19 protein-coding genes are annotated in these 22060 nt (G+C 39.1%); 9 read left to right on the top strand and 10 right to left on the bottom strand.

The annotated features are described in order from the left end of the window. Positions 1-577: 577 nt before the first annotated feature. The 5 genes from M2470_RS15645 to M2470_RS15625 form a co-directional block, all read right to left on the bottom strand. Complete coding sequence (locus tag M2470_RS15645) at positions 578-1390, bottom strand: fimbrillin family protein (RefSeq protein ID WP_280745942.1); 813 nt, start codon at positions 1388-1390, stop codon at positions 578-580. A gap of 11 nt (positions 1391-1401) precedes the next feature. Continuing rightward, positions 1402-2883 (bottom strand): fimbrillin family protein, encoded by a 1482-nt coding sequence (locus tag M2470_RS15640; protein WP_280745941.1) that lies wholly within the window; start codon positions 2881-2883, stop codon positions 1402-1404. A gap of 85 nt (positions 2884-2968) precedes the next feature. Further along, positions 2969-3895, bottom strand: coding sequence for a fimbrillin family protein (locus M2470_RS15635; RefSeq protein ID WP_280745940.1), 927 nt, complete (start codon positions 3893-3895; stop codon positions 2969-2971). Positions 3896-3951: 56 nt separating this feature from the next. Further along, positions 3952-4827, bottom strand: a complete 876-nt coding sequence (locus M2470_RS15630; RefSeq protein ID WP_280745939.1) for a DUF5119 domain-containing protein — start codon at positions 4825-4827, stop codon at positions 3952-3954. A 2-nt stretch (positions 4828-4829) separates the two neighbouring features. Beyond that, positions 4830-5630, bottom strand: a complete 801-nt coding sequence (locus tag M2470_RS15625) for a DUF3575 domain-containing protein (RefSeq protein ID WP_280745938.1) — start codon at positions 5628-5630, stop codon at positions 4830-4832. A gap of 381 nt (positions 5631-6011) precedes the next feature. Here M2470_RS15625 and M2470_RS15620 point away from each other — a divergent pair, with 381 nt between their 5' ends. The 7 genes from M2470_RS15620 to M2470_RS15590 all read left to right on the top strand — a co-directional run bounded on the left by M2470_RS15620 (position 6012) and on the right by M2470_RS15590 (position 14863). Next, positions 6012-6896 (top strand): AraC family transcriptional regulator, encoded by an 885-nt coding sequence (locus M2470_RS15620; protein WP_280745937.1) that lies wholly within the window; start codon positions 6012-6014, stop codon positions 6894-6896. Positions 6897-7003: 107 nt separating this feature from the next. Then, positions 7004-7561 carry a glucose-6-phosphate isomerase family protein gene (locus tag M2470_RS15615; RefSeq protein ID WP_280745936.1) on the top strand — a complete coding sequence of 186 codons (558 nt, stop codon included), beginning with the start codon at positions 7004-7006 and terminating at the stop codon, positions 7559-7561. Positions 7562-7565: 4 nt separating this feature from the next. Beyond that, positions 7566-8504, top strand: coding sequence for an ROK family protein (locus M2470_RS15610; protein WP_280745935.1), 939 nt, complete (start codon positions 7566-7568; stop codon positions 8502-8504). Positions 8505-8519: 15 nt separating this feature from the next. Continuing rightward, on the top strand, positions 8520-10280 hold the full coding sequence (locus M2470_RS15605; protein ID WP_280745934.1) for a class I mannose-6-phosphate isomerase: 1761 nt from the start codon (positions 8520-8522) through the stop codon (positions 10278-10280). Next, on the top strand, positions 10270-11061 hold the full coding sequence (locus M2470_RS15600; protein WP_280745933.1) for a glucose-6-phosphate isomerase family protein: 792 nt from the start codon (positions 10270-10272) through the stop codon (positions 11059-11061). Before M2470_RS15605 ends, M2470_RS15600 begins: the two co-directional genes overlap by 11 nt. Before the next feature lie 16 nt (positions 11062-11077). Continuing rightward, positions 11078-12511 (top strand): sugar porter family MFS transporter, encoded by a 1434-nt coding sequence (locus M2470_RS15595; RefSeq protein ID WP_280745932.1) that lies wholly within the window; start codon positions 11078-11080, stop codon positions 12509-12511. Positions 12512-12619: 108 nt separating this feature from the next. After that, positions 12620-14863, top strand: a complete 2244-nt coding sequence (locus M2470_RS15590) for a glycoside hydrolase family 2 TIM barrel-domain containing protein (RefSeq protein ID WP_280745931.1) — start codon at positions 12620-12622, stop codon at positions 14861-14863. A gap of 48 nt (positions 14864-14911) precedes the next feature. Here M2470_RS15590 and M2470_RS15585 read toward each other — a convergent pair whose 3' ends face one another. After that, positions 14912-15559 carry an HU family DNA-binding protein gene (locus tag M2470_RS15585; protein ID WP_280745930.1) on the bottom strand — a complete coding sequence of 216 codons (648 nt, stop codon included), beginning with the start codon at positions 15557-15559 and terminating at the stop codon, positions 14912-14914. Between the two features lie 245 nt (positions 15560-15804). Between M2470_RS15585 and M2470_RS15580 the strand changes: the two genes are divergently transcribed. After that, positions 15805-16917: a DUF1887 family CARF protein gene (locus M2470_RS15580; RefSeq protein WP_280745929.1), complete on the top strand. Its 1113-nt coding sequence runs from the start codon at positions 15805-15807 to the stop codon at positions 16915-16917. A gap of 242 nt (positions 16918-17159) precedes the next feature. Continuing rightward, positions 17160-17615: a polymer-forming cytoskeletal protein gene (locus tag M2470_RS15575; RefSeq protein ID WP_280745928.1), complete on the top strand. Its 456-nt coding sequence runs from the start codon at positions 17160-17162 to the stop codon at positions 17613-17615. 60 nt (positions 17616-17675) lie between these two features. Here the strand turns inward: M2470_RS15575 and M2470_RS15570 are convergent, their stop codons facing one another. The 4 genes from M2470_RS15570 to M2470_RS15555 all read right to left on the bottom strand — a co-directional run bounded on the left by M2470_RS15570 (position 17676) and on the right by M2470_RS15555 (position 21755). After that, complete coding sequence (locus M2470_RS15570) at positions 17676-18962, bottom strand: Gfo/Idh/MocA family oxidoreductase (RefSeq protein WP_280745927.1); 1287 nt, start codon at positions 18960-18962, stop codon at positions 17676-17678. A 186-nt stretch (positions 18963-19148) separates the two neighbouring features. Then, on the bottom strand, positions 19149-19658 hold the full coding sequence (locus M2470_RS15565; protein WP_280745926.1) for an RNA polymerase sigma factor: 510 nt from the start codon (positions 19656-19658) through the stop codon (positions 19149-19151). A 287-nt stretch (positions 19659-19945) separates the two neighbouring features. Continuing rightward, the gene (locus tag M2470_RS15560) at positions 19946-21118 is read right to left on the bottom strand and encodes a glycerate kinase (protein ID WP_280745925.1); all 1173 of its coding nucleotides are present in this window, start codon (positions 21116-21118) and stop codon (positions 19946-19948) included. A gap of 1 nt (position 21119) precedes the next feature. After that, the gene (locus M2470_RS15555) at positions 21120-21755 is read right to left on the bottom strand and encodes a flavodoxin family protein (RefSeq protein WP_280745924.1); all 636 of its coding nucleotides are present in this window, start codon (positions 21753-21755) and stop codon (positions 21120-21122) included. Positions 21756-22060 lie beyond the last annotated feature (305 nt).

The raw sequence follows: 22060 nt of genomic DNA, 5'->3' as shown, positions 1-22060 counted from the left end.
TGCGAAAACGGATAGTGTGTGCGTACAACATAAGTCATATGTGCGCATAAATAGGTCGTAAACGAAAGGAAATAGCACGTTAGTGGAATTTCACAGGAAGCTGTTTACTAGCAAGTTGAGCACTTTTTACGTGTACCCTTGTGTACCCTTGCACACCTTTTTCATATATAATATAGAAAATATGTTCTTCGTTCCTCAAAACTATATAAATTACATTAGAGGAACGAGGAACATGTTTTTATACCTCATATAGGAAAAGGTACACAAGGCTACACAAGGGTACACATCATTATCCTTTCGAGGCGCTGAAAACGGGCTTACACAATAGAATATTTATTTGATATCCAGATGCTTTACCAGCACCTTCATATTTTCTACCTTTTTACGCATTCTACTTCGTCTACAGGAACCTCTATGAGCTAAAAATGTGCATTTTCGGGCATCAAAGACACTAAAAAGCCTCTTTTGGGAGCTTATTTTGTACCTTTTTGTACCTCAAAATGAATAAAGAAAGAATTTGGGGAGAGGAAAATACGTTCTTTTTCGTTCCTGTGCACACAGCCGGCGGATATATCCTTTAGTTAATTGTAAGAGTAAAGGTATACTGTTTTCCGGGTTCAAATGTAACATCAGAAGCAAGGGTACATTTGTATGTTTTTTGATTCTTGCCAGTTGTAACATAGATCAAATCCATACCAGCCGTAATTGTTTGACCGGGAATTACCACAGCCCTGTATGTATTACTATCATCAGGGTATTTATTAGCTATAATATTTTTTTTATTCGCTCCACCGGAAACTGTCCCGGTAGTGATATTCACTGTTCCTTTGGTAAATGTATTCGCGATTCTTACTGAATTTACATTCGCAAGATTACTGCCTGTAAGGTTTATAACAATACGGCTCATCAAATGATCAAACGCTAAAACCGTTGTCTTTCGCTCAGAAAAACGAACAGAGCTACTAACATGCAAAATATCAAAGTTATCATAATTAGTAGGCGAATCTTGATTAGAGAGATCGTTAATTTCAAACGTAGAACCAGACATGGTTGAATTATATGGATAGTATGCGGTAACAAGTACCTCCTGATCTGCTCTGCTCCAATAACGCCTGTAATCATCTAAAGCTGCCCTTAGTTGGCTATTACTATAAACATATTGCCTGTTGCTATTTTCCGATAAAGGAATTGTGACACCATCAATATCATGCATATATACTCCCGCAATACCATTTTCATCAAACGACTTACTAACAGGCATGATTAAATTATCAGCCGAAAATGTAATAGGATATTTTCCATCAGGCAAGATATTCATATCTAAATCACTCTCATTGCTACAAGCAACGAAGAAGATAGAAAATAGAATGAGTGATATATATTTATTCATAAACTCAAAAGTTATCTATTATCGAATGAGCGGATAGCACGGATATAGTAATAATCTGTGCGATCAATCGCAATATACGTCACTGATTCTACTGCATTTACATTATCAAATTTAAGATAAAATACCTTTGTTCTTAAAGGATATTTTTCTTTTGTTGACGAGTAATAATAATCATCTGTATACATACTAACTCTATTCTTAATATTGTTGACATTATTATAATAATTATTTCGTAGAGTTTCTAACTCATAGATAGCAGGTAAGTACCAGATATCCGGCTCCCCAATGTCCTCACCATATTTGTAGCACCACCACATAGCTGGAAGTTTTTCCTTAAACTTATTTCCAGCCCAACTTTTTGCTGCATTTTGATTAACCAAGCCATTCGTCGAATTATCAAAAGCTTCACCCCACGCATCACTACCAGGCTCCCACCATCGCACTTTCGTTGACCAATAATTGTGATCCAATGAAACAACTTTACCAGTAGTTCCTCCATTGGCAACCTGAAAGACAACACCTACAGCAGAACTTCGGTCATCCGGTATTGGGAAATAATCACCTACCTTATATTTTATTTTTTCGTTCGTATCTGCCCGGTTATTATTTACCCATGCTGTTTCACTGACATTAAAAATAATCTCATTATCACTTGTTAGTGTAATATCAAAAGCATAGGCTTTGCCTTCTTCAAATGTAAAATTATCTTCCAGTTTGTAGAAATAGTCTTGACTATTACGGGTTATCTTCAATATGGCTGTAGAAGCTGTCATTGTTTGAGGCAAAATGATAGCCTGCATGCTTTTAACAAATCCCGACTTGGTTGTTGTCAAATTGGGAGTAATATCTTTTGTTGTATTATTGCTTACAGCTAAAACATCTGTTTTAAGATCCCAATTGGCGTTTGTATATGTGTTTACAATTTTTACGGAAACATTGTTTATTTCGGTATTGGATAGGATACCATCTCCTTTCAGATTTACATCTATCTTTGACAGGCGATGAGAAAAAGTAATATTCTTACTTCCACCATTCCAGTTCGCATAAGTAACTCCGGCTTGTGAACCGTACAGCAAATCACAGTTTTTATAGTTCGTTCCTGAGCTTTGCTCGGCTAAAATAGAAATATCTAAAACAGCTGTATTAAAATTGGTTGTCTGCTGAATAACTAAGCTATTATAAGGAGCATAAGCATATACGTCTAATGTTTCTGTAAATTTCCAATATTCTATATCATTGGGATTGGCAGGTCTTAGCAACTCATTTAAGTAAGTAAACTCTGTATGATCGTAGACTATATCAGAAGCATTCACATCATACGCATAAAGGCCTATAGAACTTAGCATTTCGGAAATTTCCGGATTGGAATAAGTTACAGGTCCCAGAAGTAACGGAGTTGTTTCCATTTCCTTATCCTTTGGATACAGAATTTCTTCTTTCTCACAAGCAAACAATAAGGGTATTAGTAATAATATGAATACAAACTTCTTCATTAGTTCCTATTTTAAGTGGATTGTATCAAAAATCTGTTGTTAGACCTTTGATACAATCCTTTATAAAATTATTTACTTCTTACTATTATTCTACAGGAACATCCACTGCGCCTACAGCTGTTTTGTTCCATTCCGTAATCTCAGGATCAGCTGAGAATTGAATTTCTTTTCCGCTATAATCAATTGTATATGTATATACAAGACCTGGTGCAAACGTTTCACTTATCTTAACTGGCGCAAATACAGCACCATTAATTGTTACAGTTATGTCTTTGTCTGTCCACGTAGTCGGTATCAGTAATGAATTTACACATGCTGTCGATACACCTCCTGTGGCATCCGGTGTTACAGGAACTGCGTCATTCAATGTTAATGTCGCCTCATCTGAAGCAGTTCCAAAAGCACCAGCCAGCAATGAAAAAGCAGCTTTTGTTTTTGTCAAAAAACTAACTGAATTCAACTCAACTCCTGCATTTGTTGATGATTTGATATTAAAACGTATCCAAGCCATAGCATGATTGAAAACCAAGGGCACAGGGTCTACTGTACCCGGTGTTGACTCCGTTTTAGCTTGGGATTTTTGCGCATATAGCAAATCTACCTGATCATTCCATGTACTATTCAATGTATAAGGTATCGTTTCATAATTAGTCACTGAAACCCCCGTACCTTTATAAAAATACGCATAAAAATTAACCGTTTCACTTCCTGGCCACATATAACCACTCTCCATAAGAGCCGTATAGTCTCCCGGTGTATATACAGCTGTAAAATAAGGTGCTGTTCCTTTATAAGCATATATCCCCAATGTCCCCCCTGTCGGAAGAGTTGCATCTTCAATTGCACTCTTTGATTCTTCATTTTGTGAAATAGTCACAACTGGTTTGGAAAATGAAATTAACGCATCATCAATTACTTTCGGTTCTCCTTTACCGATTACTTCTTCGTTTGAGCAGCTGCTCATGGCTGCTAACAGTGCTACTGTTGAAAGGCTTAATAAATACTTTTTCATGTTCTTAATAATTTAATTAGTATTAGTTATACTTAAAATAGAATTTTTTTATAGTATTATTGGACAATGATCTCTCCACCTCCTCCCGGAGTCCATTGGTGTACACGAATGGTCATCTTTATTTCTTCATCACTGTCTGGTAAGAATAAGGTGTATTCCAGAGTTTTTTCTTCTTCGGGGAATAATACCAGTACTTCAGTAAGGTCTAACGGTAAGCAGCTTACCGTTTCGTTATCATCATACATCAGATGGACATTAAAAGGACATTTTCCTCTGAATCCTAAAGTGGAGATTCCGGTTTTGAAGGAATCTTCCCTGTCATCATATATGGCATCGCTTTTTATGTTCGATGTTTCGTCACTCATTACCAGGTCTACAATACGTTTGCGCAGTACGGCACCTGAAAGATTCACTTGCATGTGTTCTACTTTTTTCCGTGTTTCTGCTCTTAATATGACAGTTAGCTTCTTAACCAGATTCTCGGGATAGGCTGTTTTTTCTACTGTCGAATCCGCTGGAAGCACCACTCCTTTCAGCCCGGCGCCGTATATGTTATCAACATGTTCTATGCACGATTCATCCTCTGCATCTGTATTTGCTTCTACAAGATCTACCTCATAGCCTTGATAGTCTTTGATGTCTACTCCTACCACATCCGGATTACAGATCACCACATCATAAGTGGCTGCAGGTAAATAGCCTTCGTAGCCATTAACTGTTCCTTCACGATAGATAGGATCACCTCCTTTTTGATTATAAAAGTAAAAGTCCATAGATTGTGGCTTGGAAGAGCCTTTCCAGTTCAACTTAATCTTTAATAAGGCATCACCGCTATGCGAATGTTGTTCATCCAACAGACTTCGCCGCGTACAGGAGGTAGTGAGGCAACCTATAAGTAATATAAATATGTATATTATAGATATATTCCTCATAGCTACTTATTTATTTTGATTCCAAAACGGTACACCAAGGCTACTTTCAGACCTTGCAGGTTTAAATTCGTCTTCGTATACCTTTGATCTTTATAATAATTGGGCTCCTGATCGCAATACAAGTCCGTTTCCGTACGACGGACTCCTACTCTCAAACCAACTTCCAATCCCCAATTCTCGTGAAACAATACTAGTCCGCCAAGTGACAAACCTCCTCCCCAGAAATCACCGGTTCTGTTATTGTATATCGGATCATTGCCATAGCCTTTTTTATCAAAATCGCCTGCCATACCATAGATACCGGTATAGAAACCATCAATAAAATCGAAGCCTTCAAACCAAAAGCGCGGCTCTATCGACCAGGAAGAGATTCCAAACTCACGTCCTTTCCCGGTTCCCCATTTAGCATAAGCACCTGTCCCCGTCACCGACCAGCAGGAAGTAATAAACCATTCAGCCTCCAGATTAGGTATAGGTGTATAATGAGAAAAATCCGGTAACAATCCGGCCAGATAGACCAAATTCGTTTTTACCAAAACCTTGGGGATAAAATAATAGTCCGCACTAGTATCTTCGGCAGAATTATATATTCCACTTAATAGTTTTTCTTGTTTGGATCTTTTTGATTTATTCAGATAATTATTTACACAAACACGACTCCGTTCATGCTCACGCGGTATATCACTTACAATCAACACCTTTGATTCTTTCGAGTTTTCTTCATTATCAAAATAAGCATATATATTTATAGATCCAAAACTTATAAATACTATTATCAGTATTCTAAGTTTACTTTCCAACATCAAACAATGCTGTTTTAAGGTTATTTATTATAAAAAATATGCAACTGTGCAAATATATAATTTTTCGCATCATATATCAAAATCAATTGTCCATTTTCTGCAATATAAGATAATTTTTTAACCTTTTTTTATTATTCCAAGAATTTTTCCATATAATTCTATCAAAAGAAAAAGCAAATAAAAAGTTATTATTGATAAGTTCTGTTCGCATGTTCGCACATATTAATATGTCAAAAAAATGCACGCAGACTTTTTATCCCTAGCAATGTTTATTAAGAGAACATAGAGTATATTTGGATATAATTTATATTTTTGTATCAAAAAATCGACTTCATTAAGTCTTTTTTATCAATATAACATAATTACATAGATCTATCAACCATGAAACCCCTATTTCAAGAATTACCATTTCCTATAGATAGCCACATCCACTACTATATAGAGGATTTGCCTCATTTCATTGTGCCATGGCATTACCATCCAGCCATTGAGATCATGTATATCATGCGTGGAGCCGGAACAAGATTCGTTGGCGACCATCTGGAGGGCTATATTGAAGGTGATGTTTGTATGATAGGGCCACGTCTTCCTCACGAATGGCGTAATGATGACATTTACTTTAATAAGGAATCCGGATTACGCGCTACTTGTATTTGTCTATTCTTCAAGCGGGAGATATTGGAGCCTAACCTGATACGTTTGCCTGAGATGGCAAATATCCGTGAACTGATCGAACGTTCACGCAGAGGATTAAAGTTTATCGGCGAATCAAAAAAAAGAATAGCCCAATTCATTGAACAATCTGCCAATAGCACTGGGGCACAAAAAGTAATTGAACTTATTACATTACTAGAAATGATGGCAACAACAAACGAGTATGAAATTCTAAGCAGTGTGGGCTTTACCGAATCAATCAACTCTGATGACTTTGAACGGTTTAATAAAGTATATAAATACATGGTAACCAATTTTACCACAACAATAAAACTGGAAGAAGTAGCAAGCCTTGTTGGCCTTACCCCTACAGCATTCTGTCGCTACTTCAAAGAACGTACAAAAAAAACCTTTATTGAATACCTGAATGACATGAGGATTGGACATGCAAAAAAACTACTGATTGAAGGTAAAATGAAAATTTCAACGATAAGTATGGAATCCGGATTCAACAATTTATCCAACTTTATCAACCAATTCAAAAAGTCTACCAATATGTTACCATCAGAGTTCCAAAAGAAATATGGAGTTAGTAAGAAACAAGCTTTATAGATAGAATACCATAGTTATTCGGAAAAATAACAAACTATTTGCATAACCGATCCTGTTATTTTTGCAATACTAAAGAATGTATCGTTTGTATTGTAAAAAGAACATATATGAAAACACTTGAAATTGTAAATCCTCCTCTTCTGTTTGTCCGTGAACTCCTTATAGGGGATGAGGTGGAAAAAAGCAATCGGACATTAGCAGACCTGAAAGATATTTTCCAGGATAAACAATCGTACGAAACAATAGCACCGGAAACATTACTCTACGAAGTCTATTGTTATCTCCCGGAGAAGGAAGGAACAATGGGAGCCCTGAATTTTGGTATCACACACATTTATCCCGGAAAGATAGGACTGGAATACTTCATGACAAAAGGGCATTTCCATGCACAAGACGACCGGGCTGAGTATTACTGGGGTATTGAAGGGGAAGGGGTTTTGATTCTAATGGATCGCCAGCGTAATACGTGGGGAGAAAAGATGTTTCTCGGCAGCCTCCATTACATTCCAGGAGGAGTGGCACACAGAGTAGCCAATACAGGCAACACAGTCCTTTCATTTGGAGCCTGTTGGCCGTCGGATGCCGGACATAATTACGAAGAAATTGCCCAAAACGGTTTTTCCGCACGACTAATGGAAGTAGAAGGTATCCCACAATTGGTGTAAACTTATGAAATATACGATAGCAATAGACTTGGGAGGAACCGTCGTAAAAATCGGACTGTTATATAATGGGGGAATTATAGACTGTATTCGTCTGGAATCAGAACGTTCAATGGGTTTAAAATCTAACCTTCCCCGCATTAAAAAAGCAGTAGAGGTAATCTTGTCGAGGAAAAATATAGGATTGGAGCAAATAAGTGGAATCGGACTGGCTTTTCCCGGATTAGTTGACCCGACAAACAATAGAGTTATCTCAACAAATGAGAAATACGATGACGCTTGCTCGTTTGACTTGGAGAAATGGGCAAAGGAAAACTGGGATATTCCCTTTCATATGGACAATGATGCCCGTTTGGCTGTTATAGGAGAATGGTACCAGGGGGCAGCGAGAGGGAAGAATAATGTAGTAATGATGACCATCGGGACCGGAATAGGTACCGGTGTAGTCATTGACGGAAAAGTACTTTACGGCCAACATTTTCAGGCAGGCTCCTTGGGGGGGCATTTCGTACTTGATTATAAAGGACGAAGTTGCTCATGTGGAAACAAAGGTTGTGCGGAAGCACTTGCCTCTTCCTTTTTCTTGCCTGTAATTATCCGACAACATCCGGATCTGTCAGACTCATTCAAAGAAATGGCCGGACAAATCACTTTTAAAGAAATTTTTCAAATGGCTACAGACGGAGATGATGATGCATTGTTGCTCAGGAACGAATGTATGGATGTTTGGAGTGCAGCTATCATAACATATATCCATGCTTATGATCCTGAAGTATTAATTTTAGGCGGAGGTGTTATGAACAGTGCCGAAGTTATAATCCCTTACATAAAGGAAAAGGTCTACCGGCTAGCTTGGTGTCCTTCAGAGAAAGTCCCGATCGTGCCGGCTGAGCTTTCGGAAAATGCCGCATTACTAGGACTGGAATATCGTCTTACACATCAATAAAAGAAGAATTAGTTTATGATACAATTGTCTAATTACGACAAAACTCCGATTATACAGGTATCGGATAATGAAGCAGGATGCTGGTCTGGCTGGCACTCCATCACGGATGAAATCAAATCACTGTTAAGCCGGATAGATAAATCCGCCAAAAAGGTAGTGATTGAATGTTATCAGGGTGTACTTGATCATGAAATAATAGCAGCTTTACAACATGCCTTTGGAAAGGAAAGAATTATTCTTTCTTCCGGCGCCATGCTGTCTGAACAGGAGATTAATGCCTTTTTTCATGAAGACATTACCGACGATGAGATATTCGGTTATATGACCCGCCACACGATAGAGCGCTTCTTTCATGAAGGAAAAACAGCAGATATCCGCCAGCAAATTGCTTCACAAGATGGAACAACTATTGTTTACGGAACAGGAGCTAGTTATGTATACCAAGATGCAGACGTTCTGATCTATGCAGATATGGCTCGCTGGGAAATACAACAACGTTTTCGTAGGAACGAAATAAGCAATATAGGAGTAGAGAACAAGCAGGAACGTCCGTCTTTGCAATATAAACGTGCGTTTTTTGTTGACTGGCGTGTATGCGACCGCCTCAAGAAAAAACTGATGAAGCGATGGGATTATGTCCTGGATACCAATATTCCCGGTTCTCCCAAAATGCTCTCGGCTACAAACATATGGAAAGGTTTACAAAAAGTCTCGAAACAACCGTTTCGCGTTGTTCCATTCTTTGATCCGGGACCTTGGGGAGGACAATGGATGAAAGAAGTATGTAATCTCGATCACTCTGCTGACAATTATGCCTGGTGTTTTGATTGCGTACCGGAAGAAAATAGCTTATTACTTGGATTCGGCAAAACGACGATTGAAATACCTTCTATCAATCTGGTCTTCGCCTATCCAAAACAACTGCTAGGAACGCCTGTGTATGGGCGGTTTGGCGATGAGTTTCCGATCCGTTTTGACCTTCTTGATACAATGGGGGGAGGAAATCTTAGCCTGCAAGTACATCCGTTAACCGAATACATACAAGAAAAGTTTGGCATGCATTATACGCAAGATGAAAGTTACTATCTGATTGATGCAGGCGAAGATGCTGTGGTCTATCTCGGTTTAAAAGAAGATGTTTGTCCGGAAAAGATGATTACAGAATTAAAAGAAGCTCAGGATAGCGGATTCTTTGATGCGGAAAAGCATGTTGGAGTGTATCCTGTAAAAAAACATGATCATCTGCTAATCCCGGGAGGTACGATACATTGTTCGGGAAAAAACAGTTTGGTATTGGAAATCAGCGCAACTCCTTTCATTTTCACGTTCAAACTTTGGGACTGGGGACGACTTGGCCTAGATGGAAAACCCCGTCCTATCAATATAGCGCATGGAGAAAACGTAATCCAATGGAGCCGTACAGAATCATGGGTGAAGCAGGAGTTAGTGAATAACTTTACCTTAATCCGGGAAGGAGAAGGCATATTGGAAGAGAAAACCGGATTGCATGAGCAGGAATTTATCGAAACACGGCGTCATTGGTTCTCGCGTCCGGTACTTCATCATACAAACAATAGTGTCAATGTTCTCAATCTGGTAGAAGGAAGAGAGGTAATCATAGAAAGTCCGACGGAAGCTTTCGAGCCCTTTATTGTCCACTATGCAGAAACATTCATTATACCTGCAGCAGTAGAGCAATATACGATTCGTCCATATGGTGAATCAGAAGGAAAAACATGTGCAACCATAAAAGCCTATGTCCGCCATGAAGCCTGAAAAAATATTTGATAATGGAATCGACATTAGGCCACATTCTTCGGGTATCGGTTTCATCTATGGGGAAGATGTATTTGGTCCTGAACCGGAAAACCGCCGTCTCGACGATATCAGAAAAAGCCTTATGAACCCTTCCTGTACAGGACCTGAAGTAGTTTATTCAATCGCCATGGATGTTGGAAAAAAGAAAGATAAAGAGTTGCTCGAATCCCTGCATCTACTATTCGGAGTTGTTACGTATGCCGCAGGAACACTAGGGCAAGAACCGGTACGCAGCCAAGGGCATATACACAAAATATCGGCATATAGCGGATGGTCAACCCCTGAAATTTACGAGATATGGACGGGAAAGGCGATCATATATATGCAGGAAACAGCCGAAGACTATCCGGGAAAATGTTATGCTGTTCTGGCAAAGCCGGGCGATATAGTTATTGTTCCTCCTTATTGGGTACACGCAACAATCAGTGCAGACCTGGAAAATCCGTTAACCTTCGGCGCTTGGTGCGACAGGGATTATGGTTTTATTTACGACGGAGTACGCCAGCACAACGGCATTGCTTGGTTCCCGATATATGATGAAACAAAAGAGCTGATCTGGAAAGCCAACCCGGCTTATAAACCTTCAACGTTAATTCGCAAACGCCCTGGCGATTATTCGGCATTGGGAATAACAAAAGGACAGCCTATTTATAAGGCCTTTGAAGAGAATCCCGAACGATTCCTTTATGTGGCTCGTCCGCAGCTAAAGGAAAACGTTTGGAAACATTTTGAACCATAATAAACCATCAATATCCATGAATAACACATACAATAAAAATTTAGTCTATGTCATTGCCGTTATTGCAGCGACAGGTGGATTGCTTTTCGGCTTTGATACCGGTGTCATATCAGGAGCTATCCCTTTCTTTCAGCAAGATTTTGGGATAGACAATAATATGGTAGAAATAGTTACTTCTTCCGGTTTGATAGGGGCGATACTAGGCGCCTTATTCTGTGGTAAAGTAACAGACCTCTTAGGTAGGAAAATCGTTATACTGGCCTCAGCGGTCATCTTTGCTGTCGGCGCTTTGTGGTCTGGATTTGCTCCTGATGTATATCACCTCATCCTTTCGCGCCTGTTCTTGGGTATAGCTATCGGTATTTCTTCTTTTGCCGTTCCGCTTTATATAGCTGAAATATCTCCGACACAAATACGGGGAAGGTTAGTGTCTATGTTCCAGCTGATGATCACCATCGGTATATTGGTTTCGTACTTTTCCGACTTACTCTTTGCAAATGAACAGGATATTACGTGTTGGCGTCCGATGTTTTATATAGGGGTTATTCCTGCGTTAATATTACTTATAGGCATGAGCTTCATGCCTGAAAGCCCACGTTGGCTGATGAGTAAGGGTAAAACTGAAGAAAGTCGGAAAATCCTGATGCGTATCGAACCTCAGGAGTCTGTCGAAATCATCACAGAACAAATGGAAGAGGAGTTGAAAAAAGACAAAAAAAACACCTCCAGCTGGAAAGAGTTGTTTAAACCCTGGCTACGAACACCCTTGATTATAGCTATCGGCATTATGTTCTTTCAGCAGTTTGTCGGTATTAATACCGTAATTTATTACAGCCCAAAAATTTTCCTGATGGCCGGATTCAATGGTGCCGTTTCAGCAATATGGGCTTCGGTTGGTGTCGGAATGGTTAATGTGTTAGCCACTATTATATCCGTTTATTTTGTTGACCGCTTGGGAAGAAGAAAGCTATTCTTTACAGGTATGACAGGCATCGTCCTTTCATTAGCGGCACTAAGTACTTCTTTTATCTTCGTCAACCAATTAGGTGAAACAGGCAAATGGCTGGCTATTGGTTTGGTATTCATCTATGTTGCTTTTTATGCTATAAGTATTGGTCCGTTAGGTTGGCTGATCATTTCAGAAGTTTTCCCGCAATATGTAAGGGGGATAGGATCATCGTTAGGATCACTATCTGTCTGGTTTTTCAATACAATTGTCTCTTTTACTTTTTTCAAGATTGTAAAAGTTTTAGCCATACCAGGAACCGAATTAACGGTTGCGGGCGAAACAACTGGAAACCCAGCAGGAGCCTTCTTCTTTTACGGCCTGATTGCCTTAGTTGGTTTGGTTTGGGGATATTATTTTGTGCCGGAAACAAAAGGTGTTTCGCTTGAAAAGATCGAAAAACACTGGAAAAATGGCGGAAAGCCCAAAGAATTAAAAGATTAATAATAAAATAACATAACTCTTAGTTGAAATCCTGTAAAGGATAAGCTATATATTAATGTAATATTGCATAGGATAAAATCGAATCATTCTAAAAAGAAATCTTCTATCATGAAAAAGATAATATTATTGTTTCTATGTGTCTTGCCGCTTACCCTCTTTGCAGAAGGCAGGAAAACCATCTCTTTGAACGGTGAATGGGAATTTGAACAGACGAAAACCGCTTTCCCTCCGAAAAAGTATACACGTAAGATACCTGTCCCCGGATTAGTTCATCTGGCAACACCGCGTATTGAGCAATACAACAAGTTCTTTCAACGGCCGGAAGATACAGAGCTGGTTGAACAATTCAACTTCCTCAACCGCGACTATACTCCAATGTACAGCTGGTATAAAAAGAAAGTACGTTTTGACAAAGCACTGGAAGGGCAGCAGCTATATCTGACAATAAAGAAAAGCCAATACGTAACTGTTGTTTACGTTAATGGTATGCTAATTGGAAGACATATGGAATGTTACACACCAATAGAGCTAAATATTACCGATGCGGTCCGTTGGGGTGAAGATAACGAAATACTGATTCAGGTAGGCGATCGCGCCTGGCTACCAAGTGAAGCCGCCGGAAGTACTGACAAAGAAAAAATACATTATCTGCCGGGGATATGGGATGATGTATTTATAACTGCTACCGGAAAACTAAAGGTTGACAAGGTACTGTTCCTTCCTTCATTGGCAGAAAAGAAGGTAACGGTAAAAATCCGTTTGTTAAGCGCTTACCCTCCACAGATGTTATATGCTGATGTAATGTATGATCCCTGTCGGATAAAATATACCATTAAAGAAAAAACAAGTGGTCGGATTGTAGCAACAAAAACAATACAGGGTGAAGCTAAAAGAGATAACCGGACGTATTTTGAAACGGATATCGAACTAAACGAACCTATACCCTGGACCCCCGAATCTCCTTTCCTTTACGAAGGGGAAGTAGAAGTATACGAAAAAGACAGGTTAATAGATACATATTCCGCCAGATTTGGTATGAGGGATTTCTCAAAAAGAGGAAAGTTCTTTACGCTTAATGGTGATAAATATTATCTGCGGGGATCTAACATTACCTTACAGCGTTTCTTTGAAGACCCGGATTGCCGTAATTTGGTATGGGACAGAGAATGGGTAAAGAAGTTGATGGTTGACTTACCTAAATCAATAGACTGGAACGCGATGCGCATTTGTGTAGGTATCGTTCCCGACTTCTGGTATGACCTGTGCGACGAGTATGGTATCGTATTGCAGAATGAATGGTTTTATTGGCAAAATCATGGTTGGGACGATCAGGTGCGAAAAGAATATACCGAATGGGTGTGGAGCGACGGTAACCACCCAAGTATCGTGATATGGGATGCTATTAATGAGAACTGGGATAGCTTTATCGGAAATACACTGATACCGGAACTCAAGCAATTAGATCCCACCCGTATCTGGGATACCGGTTATATGACCTCTGATGACATGGGCAATGATGAAATGGATGAACCACATCCGTATCGCGCTTTAACACTGATGCACTCGGATGAGTTGAATGATTATTTCAAAAACAATCCTTACAATCTAGGTGATCTGAATGCATGGGAAGGTGGTTTCCGCCCAATCCAGGATGCAGGTGTCCCTCAGTTGGTTAATGAATACGGCTGGATATGGCTGTGGAGGAACGGCAAACCATCCAAACTAACTGTAAATAATTACAATTACTACTTGGGCGAGAAAGCTTCATCACCGGATGCCTGCCGTGAATTACAGGCTTATTGGTTGCAATTAGAAACAGAGTGGCTACGTGCAGAAAGGGGTATTGCCGGTGTACTCGCCTTCTGCCATCTGACCAACAATTATGGCTTTACCGGTGACTGGTTCATTAACGACATCAAAGATCTGGAGGTTTCTCCCGCTTTCAAATGGTTCAAACATTGTTTTGCTCCGGAAGCTGTATTTGTCGATGTAGTAGATCAACGCTACACCAAACACCTCTCACCCTACACTCCAGGCAGCACATTGGCATTCAATCTAATAGGAATAAATGACAACAAAGAACAATCGAAGGGAAAGTTGGCTTTAAAACTGCTGGATAAAAATGGAAAAGCAGTAGTTCAGTCCGATATAGCATTTACAATAGAAGCTTACAACAAGAAACTGCATCCCTGTCTGATTGAATTACCTCAACAAGAAGGAGGATATCTATTAATTGCCGAGTACTCCCCGGAAGGCAAGAATACTCCAGTCATCAGCCGAAGATATATTAATGTAGCAAAAGAAAGGAAACCTTTTGATTATTATGAAATAAATCCGGACACCCTACCATAAGCACAATTTGTAGACTTCGAGATACAAGATAAAGAAGAAGCGATCCGTTCAGTCTTGCCGGGACGCTCCACTGCTACTTATGTCTGGATCAAAAACTGAACCTTCCACCGGCTCATACAGGGAGAAATTCCTGTAGCCGGCGTTTCGTAATTTGCCGGCAGCTAATAGCGCTTGCAGACGGCGTTTGGCCGTTGATTCGGTAAAGCCGCAAAGACGGGCAAACTCTCGCCGGGTAATGTGATGGTGATCATGAAAATAGGCGGTCAATAGGCCGTCTATTTCTGTTTCCGAATAGCGGTTGGAGTGGCGCTTTGTTTTCGCACGTTCCAGTTCAACCGCTGTAAAACGCTTCTTAAAACTAGTCTCCGCGCGGAAAGCTACCGACTTTACACGAACAGACTCTGCACGTACCTCTTTGGCAGACTGAACAGGTGGCGAAGAAAGCGTAAGCTGAAAATAACCAAGCCCCTCGAGATGGACGCGCCGCCCTCTCGATAACTCCTTACCCATCACTTCGACAAAGGATATAAGCGCCGCTTTGGCATCGGCAGTAGTAAGCGTAGAATTGCTGTGTATCGTCTCTACAAGCTCGTCGGTAGTTGTTGTACCTGATGTAACCACACGTGCGTGCAGCCGCGTACGTTCGGAAGTATCCTTCGCTGAAGGACTCTCATAAAAATCATAATATAATCCCATAGTGTATTGGTTGGTTTATAACTATTTATCAATTTTACCCCCTATTTTTCAGCAGATCACCCATATGAACCACCCGGTTCACCCTTGTGACCTACCTGGCTCACCTCCGTGAGCCGCATCGTCCACCTTAGTGAACTGACTAATAAATCGGTACAAAAGTACGATTTTTTTACAAAAGGGACAACAATATTTTATGCTATAGTAAATATTTAACTGAAAGATAAAATTGTATCTTTAGCCTCATTATGAAACATCATATTATATTAATAGGAAAGGATGTAACTTCTGCTTACCATGGAGTAAAGGAGTTTGGACCTGATTTTATACATCTTCTTTATACAAATGAAACCCGGAATTTGGCACAGCCTATGTTTTCATTGCTGCCCGCTTCCATTCGTCATAAGTTTTATTTAATCGGAGCGTATGATGCGGAAAGGATAAAGAATGTTTGTCATAAAATACATCAGAATTTTAGTGGCGAATTTGCTTATAATTTATCTGAGGGAACAAAAATAATGGCGTTTTCAGCCTTTTCTGTTGCCAAAAAGCATAATGCATTTCCCTTTTATATTACGCAAAGAGGAGAAGTAGTAAATCTGGATACTTTTGAAAGATTTCCGGTTCATAGTATCCTGGAAAATGAAGAAATTTTACTATTAAACGGTAGTAAAATTTCCGCTTATGACGATCATCTTAGTGATGTAGAAATTAAATCGGCTAAAGATATTAAACGTTTTATTGAAGAACACAAACAGGAACATAGCCGTATACAGAAATATTTTGATTCACATTGTCATCGCCTATTGAACAGATTGCCGGAAAAACATACGTTTTCAGATCAGTTGAGTTTCGCACAAGACAATGGGGAGTTACTCATCACATTGAAAGATAAAATACTACTTGACATACCTTTTCCAAATGGCTGTATGCTATATTTTGAAGGGCGTTGGTGGGAAACCTTGGTAGCAGCCAAAGCACGTGAATGGAGTAAACGGCAAACAATTATACCGGAAGTATGGCAAAGTGTTGTCTTTCATTCCGATAGTGAACGCCCGCAAACGAAAAACGAGGTGGATGTTTTATTAAACAATGAACAAAAACTAATTTTCATAGAATGTAAATCCGGGCAGGTTACTCAAAATGATGTATATAAAGTTGATGCCGTAAGAGAAACCTATGGAGGGGATATTTCGCAGGCTATACTGGCCAGTTATTATCCGGTGGATGCTTCTTTGCATGAAAAATGTAGAGATTTGCAAATAGAATTATTTGCTCCATCCCATTCTTCCGAGCGAATACACTATATAGATACTCTCCCCGAATGGTTGGATAAATTGGCTGGCAGGATACATATATAAGTACAATTGTAATCGATCATATGATTTAAAGTATTATTAAAATGAGTTTATCCTGAACGATTAAAAACAATTTAAATTCGATTATTAAAAGATCGTTTTATCTGTATTACTGACAAGGGTTTTCCTCAAAAAAGATTAAATTAGTTAGTCTTTTTGAAAGTAAAAAGTGAGAAAACTCTATATTATTTGAAAATATTCTTATATTTGTCGAATATCTAATAACCTATAATTAATCTTTTTGTATGGGAACAAAATATAATGATGAGGCTCCAAGTGGTGTTCTACACAATGCGTTGGCTTTTGGCACAACAGTAAAAGGAGATGTAACAACTGATGGTGACTTCCGTTTAGACGGTAGAATTGAAGGAACTATTAGTTGTGGTGGTAAAATTGTGATTGGCCCGACTGCTCAGGTAGAAGGAGACATCATTTCAGTAAATGCTGAAATACTGGGAACAGTTGTTGGCAGCATTACTACCAGCGAAGTTTTGGTTCTGAAACCAACTGCTGTTATAAAAGGTATAATTACTACTCAGGCATTAGTTGTTGAACCAAGCGCTAAATTCTCTGGTACTTGTAACATGACATTGGAAGATAGTGAAACAAATACCATGCAGCATTTGGACCTTCCTGTTGAAAACAAAGCTCCCGTAATTGAAAGCTATACTATCGGGAACGAATTAAACGACGAAGAATAAAATAAATAAGGGAAAAGAAGATTAATCAACTTTTCCCTTACTTATTTTCACTATCCTACATTAAACATTCAAATTGTAAGGAGCCCTTATTGGGTTACTACGTAATTTGTTTGCTTCATTGTCATTTGCAAACTCTTCTTTTTCAGGATTCCAAGTCAGTTTCCGCTTCAACTCGTAACATAGATTTACAATCATGCACAAGGAAGTCGTACGATGTCCTACTTCTACTGTGCTTAGAGGTTGTTTGCGTGTTTTCATGGAATTAAGGAAGTCGTTATAATGATCATTACTCCTATAAAGCTTAATCTCATTGTCCTTTATTTCATGGTTTTGCAACTTAGCAGGAATTGTATCTAAAAAGCTCCTGCTGATGTCTATCACGCCATTATCCCCAATGAAACGAACTCCATTGCCTTCGTCTTTTCTGAATTGCTCATGGGTCATTACCGTACCATCGGCATAATACATAGTAAGTGCTTTATAATCTTTTCCGTCGGCAGGTATAAATTCTACCGGTCCCGAGTCATCCATTCCCATCGCCCATTGAGCAATATCAAACATATGAGCCCCCCAGTCTGTTATCATTCCACCTCCAAACTCTTTATAATTACGCCAGTTTGGGAATACTTTTTTCTCTATCGGAGGAAGTAATTCCTCATTATAAGGTTTCATTGGTCCCGGTCCAATCCATTTTTCCCAATTAACATGCTTGGGTACCGGCTGAGCTGATAAATCATACGGTATGGGAGGAGGCCCAACAGAAACTTGTATTTCTTTTATCTTTCCGATATATCCATTCCGGACTAACTCACAGGCATGCCGGAAATTCCGCCAGGAACGCTGCATATTTCCTACCTGTAAAACCCGGTTATATTTGGCGACGGCATCTGCCATGGCCCGCCCTTCGGCAATACTATGCGACATTGGCTTCTCAACATACACATCCTTACCTGCACGACAAGCTTCAATTGTTTGTACTGCATGCCAATGATCGGGGGTAGCAATGATCACACCGTCTATGTCTTTACGAGCCAACAGTTCTTTGTAATCAGCATATTGCTTAAACCCTTTATAAGCCTGCCCTTTTGCTTTAGTAGTTTCCCCTTCCACAATTTCCTGCATGGCTTGCAGACGAATGGAGTCACAATCAGCTGCCGCAACTAAGTTTGCCCGGCGTGCAAATTCGGGCGCCAAAGTCCAACGCCCTTGTGCTCCACACCCAATAATACCTAAAGAAATTTGATCACTTGGAGCCAAATGCCCCACTCCTCCCAAAACAGTGCGAGGTAAGATAGTAAACGCGGCAGTTGCTAACGTGCCATTCTTCAAAAAATTCCGTCGATTCATAGTATTAGTATTATAATAATTTATAGACAATACAACAGAAGGATAAAGCACAAAGCTATTAAAAAAAACAACTTCACAAAGTAAAATATTAAATATATGTGTGTTTTATTTGTAAAAAGCAAAGAATACGGCATAAAAAAAGCTGCTTTTGAAAGCAGCTTTCATTATATATATATGAACACAATCTTAGTTCTGGTAAAAATCTTTTAATTCTTTCTGAAGCTCTTGGCGGGCAAAGAAAATACGACTTTTTACTGTTCCCAAAGGAATGTTTAACTTATCCGCAATCTCATTGTATTTATATCCACTCAGATACATAGAAAACGGTACTTTCAAGTCTTCATTCAGATGACCTATGGCATTTGTAATCTCTTGTATTTCATAAGAACCTTCCGGATTACTAAAGCCTGATTCATTATAGACATCTACATTATAAACATCAGTATTCTGGTCTATTACAGTTTGCGCCCGTACAGCCTTATGGTAATCATTGATAAAGATGTTACGCATAACTGTTAAGACCCAGCCTTTGAAGTTAACATTATCGACAAACTTATCCTGATTACCTAATACTTTAAGAGTTGTGTCTTGGAGTAAATCCTGAGCATCTTCTCTGTTAGCTGTTAACATCAGAGCAAAATTCATCATGTTGTCTTGTAAACTCAATAATTGTTTTTGAAATTGCAACGCATTCATAATATTGTTATTTATAGGGTTTATTTTATTTCTACATTCATCTTCCTTACTGATGACAAAACAAAGGTAGCCCTTAAATACAATCCTTAAAAACTATTTAATTATAGTTAATGCGAAAAACACTATCTTTAATAATTACCCTTAAATTTGGTATGTTTTGAACAGTTTTCACAAGTTATACAACTTGTTAAAATAAGAGTTTCACAAGCGGTTTATCACTTTTCACAACTAAAAAAATACATGGATAGAAATTTGTGGTGTTTTCCATTAGTACTTCAAATATATTATCAGTACCCTCCCCTATCTTTTTTAATGTCGCTTTCATTATAATAAAGGATAATGCGTAAAAACTGTTCTATAATACGTTCAATATTGCGCATGGAAAATGCCTTATCCATGGCTTGCTGAAGAGTTGCTATTCCGGAAAGTATGGAAAAAACAGCCAAAAAACCTTGCTTATTCAATGATTCAGCTTCTTCTACCGATCCACCGATAGCTATCACCGGTATACCTTGCGCCTGAGCAACCTGAAGCACTCCGGATGGAGTTTTTCCCATCGCCGTTTGTGCATCAAGCTTTCCTTCTCCGGTAATAACCAGGTCTGCTCCTTTGATTCGTTCGGCAAAATGTAAAGCTTCCAATACCATTTGAATACCCGGTTTCAGTATTGCAGGAAGGAAAGCCAGGAAACCTCCTCCCAATCCGCCAGCCGCTCCGGCTCCCGGGATAGCGTTAATGTCTTGCTGCATTTCCTTCTTTATAACATCAGCAAAATGACTTAATCCCTCATCCAGTATACGGATCATTTCATCGTCAGCACCTTTTTGACGTGCATAAATATAAGCTGCTCCATTTTCTCCTGAAAAAGGATTGTTTACGTCACAGGCTATCGTAAAAGAAGCATCTTTCAATTGAGGCATTGCTTGCGAACAATCTATTGTATGAATTGCCTGAAGGATTTCACCTCCTTGCCCCAACTCTCTTCCTTCTTTATCCAGAAAACGAAAGCCTAGTGCCTGCAACATACCTGTACCTGCATCATTCGTTGCACTTCCTCCAATACCAATCAGGAAATGGCGACAACCGCGAGTTAATGCATCTTTTATTAATTCTCCGATGCCATACGTTGTAGTCTTCATTGGATTCCGCTTTTCCTTCGGCACTAAAGGTAATCCGCTAGCCGATGCCATTTCTATAACAGCCGTTTGCATATCTCCTAAAATGCCATATTGTACCTGTATTTTATTCATCAATGGATCATGGACTTCGCAGGAAATCATCTTCCCATTCATAGCATAAACCAAGGATTCTGTTGTCCCCTCTCCCCCATCTGCTACAGGAATCTTCAGAACTTCACATTCAGGAAATACCTTATGAATAGCCTTTTCTACACTGTCTGCTACCTCTAACGAGGAGACAGAACCCTTAAATGAGTCAGATGCTACAACTATTTTTTTCATATTACCGGATAAAATTGGTAAATGTTTTTGCGAATGAAGCAGGCTCTGTAAGTTTATCTTTTGTTTCTTCTTTCATTTTCAGCATCCAGGCTATATTCTTGCCTATTGTGTTCATTACTTCTATCCCTTCCTGGTCTTGTGAAGCTTCGCCAGGGATAAGTCCGTGAATAATATTCCAGTAGACAGACGTAGGTACCAGCATATCCGACAAACCGAAATAATGATTCAAACTATTGAATGTCATGGTCCCTCCCGAACGACGAACCGCTACAACGGCAGCTCCTACTTTATGACGAAACCAACCACCATTAGCACCTGCTACATAAAAGGCCCTGTCGAGGAAGCATTTCATAGTTCCGGCTATCCCTGCATAATAAACCGGTGAGCCAAGCACAATAGCATCGGCCTCTTTTAACTTAGGAAGTACCTCATTCACCACATCATTGAATGCTACACAAGTACCATTTCGCTTTTCCTGACATTTACCACAACCTATACAACCATGTATTTGCTTATGTCCCACATGGATTATTTCATAATCAATACCCTCTTCTTTCAATGAAACTCCCACTTCCGCCAAGGCCAGATACGTATTGCCTTTTGCATGCGGACTACCATTTATCGCTATTACTTTCATAATTTATTGTTTTTCTGAAATATAGAATAATAAGTAAAAGTAATTATTTTTCATTACTTGCAAAATATATGTTTTATCTTTGTAGCCTATGATTGCGAATGTCAAGACAATTATAGCACTATCCCTGCTCTTTTTATCTACCTGTACCCTCTCTGCGCAGGTAGATAGTTTTTATATACAAACCTATCCGCAAAAGTTGACATTATCAGGCTATTTAGTCTATCCTTAAAAGCATTTCATTTATTTGATTGACAATATATTAGTTTGATTATTTCTTGTTTATATCTGCAAGAATTAGTATCTTT

Origin of the sequence: Parabacteroides sp. PH5-46, from assembly GCF_029892785.1 — a bacterium.
In the GTDB taxonomy this organism is placed as follows: Bacteria; Bacteroidota; Bacteroidia; order Bacteroidales; family Tannerellaceae; genus DFXE01.
The sequence above is the reverse complement of the archived record's forward strand: the minus strand, read 5'-3'. Positions and strand labels throughout refer to the sequence as shown.